This window comes from Bacillus sp. LR_5 (assembly GCF_042709275.1).
In genome coordinates this window covers 1-8,885 of sequence record NZ_JAVAXX010000263.1, presented here as the reverse complement: position 1 = coordinate 8,885, position 8,885 = coordinate 1, and the positions used below count along the sequence as shown (strand labels likewise).

11 protein-coding genes are annotated in these 8,885 nt (G+C 43.7%); all 11 read left to right on the top strand.

The window, feature by feature from the left end; genetic code table 11:
- Window positions 1-172, top strand: a 172-nt coding sequence (locus RAC86_RS30870; RefSeq protein WP_377886377.1) for a GatB/YqeY domain-containing protein, incomplete at its 5' end; no start/stop codon positions are given.
- Between the two features lie 130 nt (window positions 173-302).
- A complete protein-coding gene (locus RAC86_RS30865) occupies window positions 303-1,616 on the top strand; it encodes an NfeD family protein (protein WP_003230024.1) in 1,314 nt (437 codons plus the stop codon).
- 21 nt (window positions 1,617-1,637) lie between these two features.
- Window positions 1,638-2,633 (top strand): flotillin-like protein FloA, encoded by a 996-nt coding sequence (floA, locus tag RAC86_RS30860; RefSeq protein WP_003230026.1) that lies wholly within the window; start codon window positions 1,638-1,640, stop codon window positions 2,631-2,633.
- A gap of 24 nt (window positions 2,634-2,657) precedes the next feature.
- A complete protein-coding gene (locus tag RAC86_RS30855) occupies window positions 2,658-3,077 on the top strand; it encodes a hypothetical protein (protein ID WP_003230029.1) in 420 nt (139 codons plus the stop codon).
- 56 nt (window positions 3,078-3,133) lie between these two features.
- Entirely contained in the window at window positions 3,134-3,415 is a 282-nt protein-coding gene (yqfC, locus tag RAC86_RS30850) for a sporulation protein YqfC (protein WP_003226191.1), read from the top strand.
- An 18-nt stretch (window positions 3,416-3,433) separates the two neighbouring features.
- A complete protein-coding gene (gene yqfD / locus RAC86_RS30845; RefSeq protein WP_003230033.1) occupies window positions 3,434-4,630 on the top strand; it encodes a sporulation protein YqfD in 1,197 nt (398 codons plus the stop codon).
- Window positions 4,627-5,586: a PhoH family protein gene (locus tag RAC86_RS30840; RefSeq protein ID WP_014477373.1), complete on the top strand. Its 960-nt coding sequence runs from the start codon at window positions 4,627-4,629 to the stop codon at window positions 5,584-5,586. The genes yqfD and RAC86_RS30840 overlap by 4 nt, the downstream gene beginning before the upstream one ends.
- A 78-nt stretch (window positions 5,587-5,664) precedes the next feature.
- Window positions 5,665-7,800 (top strand): cyclic-di-AMP phosphodiesterase PgpH, encoded by a 2,136-nt coding sequence (gene pgpH, locus RAC86_RS30835; RefSeq protein WP_010886570.1) that lies wholly within the window; start codon window positions 5,665-5,667, stop codon window positions 7,798-7,800.
- Window positions 7,801-8,274 carry an rRNA maturation RNase YbeY gene (gene ybeY, locus RAC86_RS30830; protein WP_003230039.1) on the top strand — a complete coding sequence of 158 codons (474 nt, stop codon included), beginning with the start codon at window positions 7,801-7,803 and terminating at the stop codon, window positions 8,272-8,274.
- The gene (locus RAC86_RS30825; protein WP_015384119.1) at window positions 8,255-8,626 is read left to right on the top strand and encodes a diacylglycerol kinase family protein; all 372 of its coding nucleotides are present in this window, start codon (window positions 8,255-8,257) and stop codon (window positions 8,624-8,626) included. The genes ybeY and RAC86_RS30825 overlap by 20 nt, the downstream gene beginning before the upstream one ends.
- Before the next feature lie 118 nt (window positions 8,627-8,744).
- Window positions 8,745-8,885, top strand: a 141-nt coding sequence (locus RAC86_RS30820; protein WP_377886376.1) for a cytidine deaminase family protein, incomplete at its 3' end; no start/stop codon positions are given.

Here is an 8,885-nt window from a genome sequence, read left to right as displayed (position 1 = left end):
TGAGCAGCTGTCAGAAGAAGAGCTGCGTACAATCGTAAATGAAACCATCGCGGAGGTCGGTGCGAGCTCAAAAGCGGACATGGGCAAAGTGATGGGGGCAATTATGCCTAAAGTAAAAGGTAAAGCTGACGGAAGTTTAATTAATAAGCTTGTGAGCAGTCAACTGTCTTAAATGGCAAAGAAAAGGACATCTTTCTAAGAGAGATGTCTTTTTTTATACATAAAAAAATGAAACCTTTGATACATTTGTTACGTATGAAGAGAAGGCACTTATTATAAAAGGAAGGAGGGATACACCGCCCTTGCTTCAAATCAAAGGATTCCGTGCTGCTCTTTTGGGTATATTTTTACTTTCTTTATTAGGCGTACAGCTGAACGCAAAAGCAGAAAAACAAACTGTTTATGTGATCCCGGTTGAAAAAAATGTCGAACAGGGTCTCGCCTCGTTTTTGTCCCGTTCGTTACAAGACGCAAAGGATGCACATGCAGACCATATTATTCTTGATATCAATACCCCGGGGGGATTGGTCAAATCTGCTATTGATATGGCCGATTTGATAACCGAAAGCGAGATCCCCGTAACTGCATATGTCAACAAACGCGCGTTGTCTGCTGGTGCATATATTGCACTTCAAGCAGATCACATTTATATGGCGCCTGGCGGAAAAATGGGAGCCGCCGCGATTGTTGATGGCCAAGGCAATGCCGCTGACCAAAAAGCTCAATCACTTTGGCTGGCAGAGATGGAAGATGCCGCAGTGAAAAATAACCGCGATCCAAAATATGCGCTCGCAATGGCTGACCCAGATATAGATGCCAAGGAAGTCGGCGCGCCTAAGGGAGATCTGCTGACACTTAACGCAGACAAGGCGATTGAGGTAGGCTATTCAGAAGGCACTGCTGACAATTTGTCCACGCTCGTAAAGAAGCTTGGGTTCGAAAAGGCGCAGATCAGCTATGCAAAGGAGAGCTTTGCGGAAAAGACAGCAAGATGGCTGACGAATCCGGTCATTGTCCCTATTCTGCTGACAATCGCTTTTTTAGGTCTGACGGTGGAGCTTTTTTCCCCGGGTGTCGGCCTCCCTGGAACGGCTGGACTCATTGCGTTATTGCTGTTCTTTTACGGGCATCTTGCAGCCGGCCTTGCCGGGTATGAGACGGTTCTCCTCTTTATAGCAGGGGTGATTCTCATTCTGCTTGAGATTTTTCTTCCCGGAGGAATCATTGGATTACTGGGCTTGGGAGCGATTATTGCGAGCCTGTTTTTAGCCGCGGGGAGCTTCACTGTCATGGCGGTTTCTCTCTTGATCGCCTCAGCTGTTTCGATTACAGCTTTTATTTTACTGACAAGGGTGTTGGGAAAGCGTATGAAATTCTTTAAGAAATTGATATTAAATGATTCTACAAACACGGAGAGCGGCTACGTTTCAAATCAAACGCGCACGGACTTAATGGGAAAAGTGGGTATAACCTTTACACCGCTGCGCCCTTCCGGTACCGTGATTATTGATGATGAACGCCTTGACGTTGTTTCGGAGGGATCGTTTACAGAAAAAGATAAAAAAGTAAAAGTGATTAAAGTAGAAGGCTCACGCATTGTCGTGAGAGAAATTTAAATAGAAACGAGGAGAAGTTATATGGATCCGTCAACACTTATGATTCTGGCAATTGTCGCAGTAGCGATCATTGTTTTGGCAGTATTTTTTACATTTGTGCCTGTAATGCTTTGGATTTCAGCTTTGGCAGCCGGAGTGAAAATCAGCATTTTCACTCTAGTTGGGATGAGGCTTCGCCGTGTCATTCCGAATCGGGTTGTTAACCCGCTGATTAAAGCCCATAAAGCGGGACTTAATGTTGGAACAAACCAGCTTGAAAGCCACTACCTGGCTGGAGGTAATGTTGACAGAGTCGTCAACGCGCTTATCGCCGCTCAGCGAGCTAACATTGAACTCACATTCGAGCGCTGTGCTGCCATTGATCTTGCAGGCCGGGACGTGTTGGAAGCTGTTCAAATGAGCGTTAATCCTAAGGTGATTGAAACACCGTTCATAGCCGGTGTCGCAATGGACGGGATTGAAGTCAAAGCGAAAGCGAGAATCACAGTAAGAGCGAATATCGAGCGCCTCGTTGGGGGAGCAGGGGAAGAAACCATTGTAGCTCGTGTAGGTGAGGGGATCGTTTCTACAATCGGTTCATCTGATAATCATAAAAAAGTGCTTGAAAACCCTGACATGATTTCTCAGACAGTCCTTGGAAAAGGATTGGACTCAGGAACTGCGTTTGAAATTCTCTCAATTGATATTGCAGATGTAGATATCGGCAAAAACATCGGTGCAATTTTACAAACTGATCAGGCTGAGGCTGATAAAAACATCGCGCAGGCAAAAGCGGAAGAACGACGTGCGATGGCTGTCGCTCAAGAACAGGAAATGCGTGCCCGCGTAGAAGAAATGCGCGCGAAAGTAGTAGAAGCCGAGGCGGAAGTGCCGCTTGCGATGGCAGAAGCTTTGCGTGAAGGGAATATTGGCGTCATGGATTACATGAATATCAAGAACATCGATGCTGACACAGAAATGCGTGATTCATTCGGCAAGCTGACGAAAGACCCTTCGGATGAAGACCGCAAATCATAATCTCTCTAAGAAGGGAGAACGCTGATGGAAGATTTACTGACCAATCCGCTTATTATTGCAGCGATCATCGGAATCATTTCTGCGATTTTCGGCAAAAAGAGCAAAGAAGAAAAGCAAAACAGCCAAAAAAGAAAAAAACCTCAACACGTGCAATCTGCTTCTCCTCAAAAGAAGCAGTCAAAAGAAGATGCCCCTGCACCTATCCCTAACCGTATGGAACAGGCAAGACGGGAAGCGGAAGAAAGACGCAGGGAAACAGCAAGAAACCTGAAAGGGCTGGAACGAGATCTTGCTGCTGCGAAACAAAAAACAGTATACACAAAACAAAAAATGCTTCAGGTGAATAAAGACACCGTCGTACAGGGGATCGTTCTAGGAGAGGTGTTCGGACCTCCACGGGCGAAAAAACCACACCGTACGATGCGCCCGGCCCGTAAAAATTAAAGTGTTAGAACCTCCTTTCAAATCATACATATGAGATGAAAGGGGGTTCTTTTTGTATGGGGCAAAGAAAGAATCGTATGAAAGCTTGGCTGACAAGAGCATTGGAAATTCCCCCGGACGTTATGATGGATCTGCCGAGGATTACAATGGTTGGCAGACTTCATATCTACATAGAAAACCACAGAGGCCTTTTGCTTTTCAGTGAGAATGAAGTGCGGCTGATGCTGAAGCAGGGCCAGTGCATCATATCTGGTAAAAATTTTGTCATCAAGGCGATTCTTCCGGAAGAGATACTTTTGGAGGGTACGATTGATGTCGTTCGATATGTTGAGTCATAAAGCCGAGGGGGAAATGTTGTGAAAAATAAATGGCTGTCTTTTTTTTCGGGTAAGGTCCAGCTTGAATTGACGGGAAGAGGGATTGAGCGGCTCCTTAATGAATGCACAAGACAGGGGATTCCGGTCTTTCATGTCAAAAAAAAGAAAGAAGCCGTATCGTTATATATACAGCTTCAGGATGTACATGCCTTTCGGCGGGTTAGAAGTAAATTTAAATGTAAAGCCCGATTTATCAATCGGAAGGGATTTCCCTTCCTGTTGCTGAAATCAAAGCTGAATATAGGGTTTACGATCGGTTTTGCGATTTTTTTCATCCTTTTGTTTTTGCTGTCCAATATGGTGTGGAAAATTGATGTGACAGGCGCTAAGCCTGAAACAGAACATCAAATGAGGCAGCATCTTAATGAAATCGGCGTCAAAAAGGGCCGTCTGCAGTTTTTAATGATGTCGCCCGAAAAAATACAGAAATCATTAACCAATGGAATAGACAATATCACTTGGGTCGGAGTTGATCTGAAGGGGACGACCATTCACATGAAAGTTGTGGAGAAAAATGAGCCCGAAAAAGAAAAATATGTTAGCCCGCGCAATATTGTCGCCAAAAAGAAAGCAACCATTACGAGAATGTTTGTGCAAAAAGGACAGCCCATGGCCGCCATACACGATCACGTTGAAAAGGGGCAGCTGCTTGTTTCGGGACTGATCGGCAGCGAAGACCATCAGCAGGAAGTCGCCTCAAAAGCAGAAATTTACGGAGAAACCTGGTATAGATCAGAAGTGACAGTCCCGCTTGAAACATTATTTAACGTCTATACGGGCAAAGTAAGGACAAAGCACAAGCTTTCTTTTGGTTCTTTGGCAATCCCGATCTGGGGGATGACTTTTAAAAAAGAGGAATTGAAGCATCCAAAAACAGAACAAGAAAAACATTCGCTTCATTTTCTCGGATTTAAGCTCCCTGTATCTTATGTCAAAGAGCAAACGAGAGAAAGTGAAGAGGCTTTGCGAAAATATACAAAAGAAGAAGCAGTTCAAGAAGGCATTAAATTGGGTAAACAGGATGTAGAGGATAAAATAGGCGAAAACGGCGAGGTGAAAAGTGAAAAAGTTTTGCACCAGACTGTTGAGAATGGTAAAGTAAAGTTGATTATTCTCTACCAAGTTATAGAAGATATCGTTCAAACCACACCTATTGTCAGGGAGACTGAAGAATGACAGAACATTTACTTGCGATGAATCAAAAACTGAAAAACCCGGACGAGGCGCTTTCACTCTTCGGGAACCAAGATTCTTTTTTGAAATTGATGGAGAAAGATCTGAATGTAAATATCATTACGCGCGGCGAGACGATTTATGTTTCAGGCGATGATGAATCGTTTCAGATTGCAGACAGGCTGCTGGGATCGCTCCTCGCTTTAATTCGCAAGGGGATAGAGATCTCTGAACGTGATGTGATTTACGCCATCAAAATGGCAAAGAAGAATGAACTTGAATACTTTGAAAGCATGTATGAAGAAGAAATTACAAAAAACGCAAAAGGCAAATCAATCCGTGTAAAAACAATGGGACAGCGGGAATACGTGGCCGCTATGAAGCGGAATGACCTTGTATTCGGCATTGGTCCGGCGGGAACCGGGAAAACGTACCTGGCTGTCGTAAAAGCAGTCCATGCTTTAAAAAACGGACATATCAAAAAAATCATTTTAACAAGACCTGCCGTGGAAGCCGGTGAAAGCCTTGGTTTTCTCCCAGGTGACCTAAAAGAAAAAGTAGATCCTTATTTGCGCCCGCTGTATGACGCTCTCCATGATGTGCTTGGGGCAGATCATACAGAACGTCTGATGGAAAGAGGCATCATTGAAATTGCTCCGCTCGCATATATGAGGGGGCGGACGCTCGATGATGCTTATGTTATACTTGATGAAGCACAGAATACCACGCCTGCTCAAATGAAAATGTTTTTGACGAGACTGGGTTTTGGCTCTAAAATGATCATTACAGGTGACGTCAGCCAAATTGATCTGCCGAAAGGCGTCAAATCGGGACTTGCAGTAGCGAAGGAGATGCTGAAAGGAATAGACGGCATTTCTATGATTGAGCTAGACCAGACAGACGTGGTCAGACATCCGCTTGTTGCGAAAATTATTGAAGCATACGATAAGCAAAATTAATGCTGAATGACCCGATCGCGCGTTATCGGGTCATTTTTATGATTGCTTATGGGCTTGATGTTTCAAGAGGAGGTTCTTGTGTTGAAAAAGAAGGCTAAGACCAAAAGCAGCTCGAAAAAATGGAGCAGTTTTAAAAATGCCCGCTCCATGCATGTACTGCTGTATCTTCTGCTGGCTGCCATTATGTTTGCTTTGCTTTTTGTACATGTTAAGCCGGAAACACTTGATTTAGACCTGTTTTCAGTCAGCGACAAGACCATTTACGCTCCGGCAACCGTAGAAGATCAAAAAGCCACAGAGGAAAAAAAGCAAGCCGCTGAGGACGCGGTTGAAGATCAATATACATTAAAAAAAGAATATACAGACAATCGGATTGACCTTGTGTCATCAATATTCGACAGTATTAGTGAAGTGAAAAAATCATCGGAAGAAGGCAGCAAATCACCATCGGAAAAATCAATGGTCAAATCCGTAAAGGATAAATTGACGTCAGATGTGAATGATTCCATATCCGAGGATTCCATCAAGACATTGCTGAAAGCAGACAGTGAAGACTTTTCTTTTGTCAGAGATACGGTCATTACCGCGGTAAATACGGTTATGAGCAGTGAAATCCCTTCGGATAAACTATCTGATGCAAAGGATAAAGTAGAAAAAGAGCTAAAGAGCAATTCTATTCCGTCTAAATACTTGGGAGCCGCGACAGAAATCGGGCGTTTTGCTATTATTCCGAATTACGTCTTCGATCCGAAAGCAACAGAGGCAAAACGGCAGGAAGCCTCAGATAATGTCCAGCAGGTTCAAATCAAACAGGGGCAAGTGCTCGTGGAAGAAAATGACCTCATTGATCGGGAAGTGTACAGGAAACTTGAGCTGACCGGGTTATTAAATAACTCAAATCTCTTTAAACCGATCAGCGGGCTATTGATTATGATCGGACTTTTCATTGCAACACTTGTATATTATTTTGAAAAACAGAAACAAAATCTGAAGTTTAAAAACCAATCCATTCTGTTATTCTCCATAATCACAACACTTTTGCTTGTGATCATGGAGGTTGTCAGTTTGTTTCAGAAGATGGAGTATAATAATATCGGCTATCTGGTCCCCATTGCGGCCGGCGCCATCTTAATCAAACTGCTGATGAATGAACGCATTGCCATTTTGGGAAGTATCATTCTTGCGATTTGCGGAAGTATGATGTTTAATCAGGGTGTGACAGGAACATTCAATTATGTCATAGGGATTTATTATTTGATCAGCGGCATTTCAGGTGTATTATTTTTAGGAAAACACAATGCAAGATCAAAGATTTTGCAGACCGGACTTTTCGTGGCGTTTATTAATATGGTTGTCGTTCTATCCTTATTATTGATCCAGAACACTGCGCTGTCGGGTCTTGAAATCGGCACGTTAATGCTCATGGGGGTTGTGTCGGGGTTTGCTTCATCTGTATTGATCATCGGCCTGATGCCGTTTTTTGAGACGGGCTTTGGCATTTTATCCACCATGAGGCTGCTCGAGCTGTCTAATCCTAACCATCCGCTATTGCGCAAAATACTGACAGAAACACCAGGTACATATCATCACAGTGTAATGGTTGCCAATTTATCAGAGGCAGCCTGTGAAGCGGTTGGGGCTAATGGTTTGCTTGCAAGAGTCGGCGCATATTATCACGATCTCGGAAAAACAAAGCGCCCGCAATATTTTATTGAAAACCAAATGAATATTGACAATCCGCATGACAAGCTGTCACCTCAGTTGAGTAAAAATATTATTATCTCGCATACGACAGACGGTGCGAATATGCTGAGAAGCTATAAATTTCCGAAAGAGCTTGTCGATATTGCTGAGCAGCATCATGGAACCTCGCTTTTAAAGTTTTTTTACTATAAAGCGAAGGAAAAAGGCGACCAGATTACAGAGGAAGAGTTCCGTTATCCGGGGCCGAAGCCGCAGTCAAAGGAAGCCGCAATTATATCAGTGGCCGACAGTGTTGAAGCGGCCGTCAGATCCATGCATAATCCAAACCCTGAACGAATTGAAAAGCTTGTCCGGGGTATTATATCCGATAAGCTTCAGGACGGACAGTTCAGTGAATGCGATTTGACATTTAAAGAGCTGGATACAATCGCAAAAACGCTCTGTGCAACATTAAAAGGAATTTTCCACTCCCGGATTGAATATCCGGAGGCTACTAAGAAGGTGAAATAGATGAGTTTACTGATTGATATCGTTGATGAAACGGGAAGCGTCTCAGAAGAGATGCTCAAAGAAGTAGAAAATCTGCTTCAATTTGCCGCTGAGCGTGAAGGCGTTCAGGATCAGGCTGAAGTTTCTGTCACGATTGTTTCCAATGATGACATACATCAGATTAACAAAGAATACCGGGGAAAGGATGCTCCGACAGATGTCATCTCATTTGCTCTTGAAGAAGAGGGGGAAGGCGAGATCGAAATCGTGGGCGCCGAAATGCCTCCGGTTTTAGGTGATATTATCATCAGTGCCGATCGCACAAGAGAGCAGGCAGAGGAGTATAATCATTCTTTTAAAAGAGAGCTCGGATTTCTAGCTGTACACGGATTTCTGCACCTTTTAGGATATGACCATATGACGAAAGAGGAAGAAGAGGAGATGTTTACTAAGCAAAAGGAATTGCTGGACGCTTATGGACTCAAAAGATCATAGAAATGAGCTGAAGCGATTCTTCAAAAGCTTCGTGCATGCAGGCCGGGGCATCTGGGAAACAGCGCGGACGGAGCGGAATTTCCAATTTCATGCCGCAGCCGCCTGTGCTGTTCTCATTTGCGGCTTCCTTGTAGAGCTCAGCATGATTGAGTGGATGATTATATTCCTTTTGATAGGCGGTATGTTTTCGCTTGAGCTTTTAAATACAGCCATTGAACATACGGTTGATTTAATAACTGACAAACATCACCCTCTTGCTAAAGCGGCCAAGGACGCTGCCGCCGGGGCTGTTTGCGTTTTTGCCGTGATTTCGTGTATCATTGGTTTACTTATTTTTTTGCCAAAGCTGTAATGGCTGAAAATTCTTACATTTATTTTACATTTTTAGAAATGGGCGTGAAAAAAAGCGCGCGATTATGTAAAATATAAAGTGATAGCGGTACCATTATAGGTAAGAGAGGAATGTACACATGAACAGACAAGAATTAATAACAGAAGCTTTAAAAGCGCGTGATATGGCATATGCGCCGTATTCCAAATTACAAGTAGGAGCCGCTCTTCTTACCAAGGCTGGAAAAGTGTACAGAGGCTGCAACATTGAGAACGCGGCA

Coding starts and splice junctions, on each gene's coding strand:
- RAC86_RS30825 (WP_015384119.1), top strand. CDS start 8,255: ATGGACTCAAAAGATCATAGAAATGAGCTGAAGCGATTCTTCAAAAGC.
- ybeY (WP_003230039.1), top strand. CDS start 7,801: ATGAGTTTACTGATTGATATCGTTGATGAAACGGGAAGCGTCTCAGAA.
- RAC86_RS30840 (WP_014477373.1), top strand. CDS start 4,627: ATGACAGAACATTTACTTGCGATGAATCAAAAACTGAAAAACCCGGAC.
- yqfC (WP_003226191.1), top strand. CDS start 3,134: ATGGGGCAAAGAAAGAATCGTATGAAAGCTTGGCTGACAAGAGCATTG.
- floA (WP_003230026.1), top strand. CDS start 1,638: ATGGATCCGTCAACACTTATGATTCTGGCAATTGTCGCAGTAGCGATC.
- RAC86_RS30855 (WP_003230029.1), top strand. CDS start 2,658: ATGGAAGATTTACTGACCAATCCGCTTATTATTGCAGCGATCATCGGA.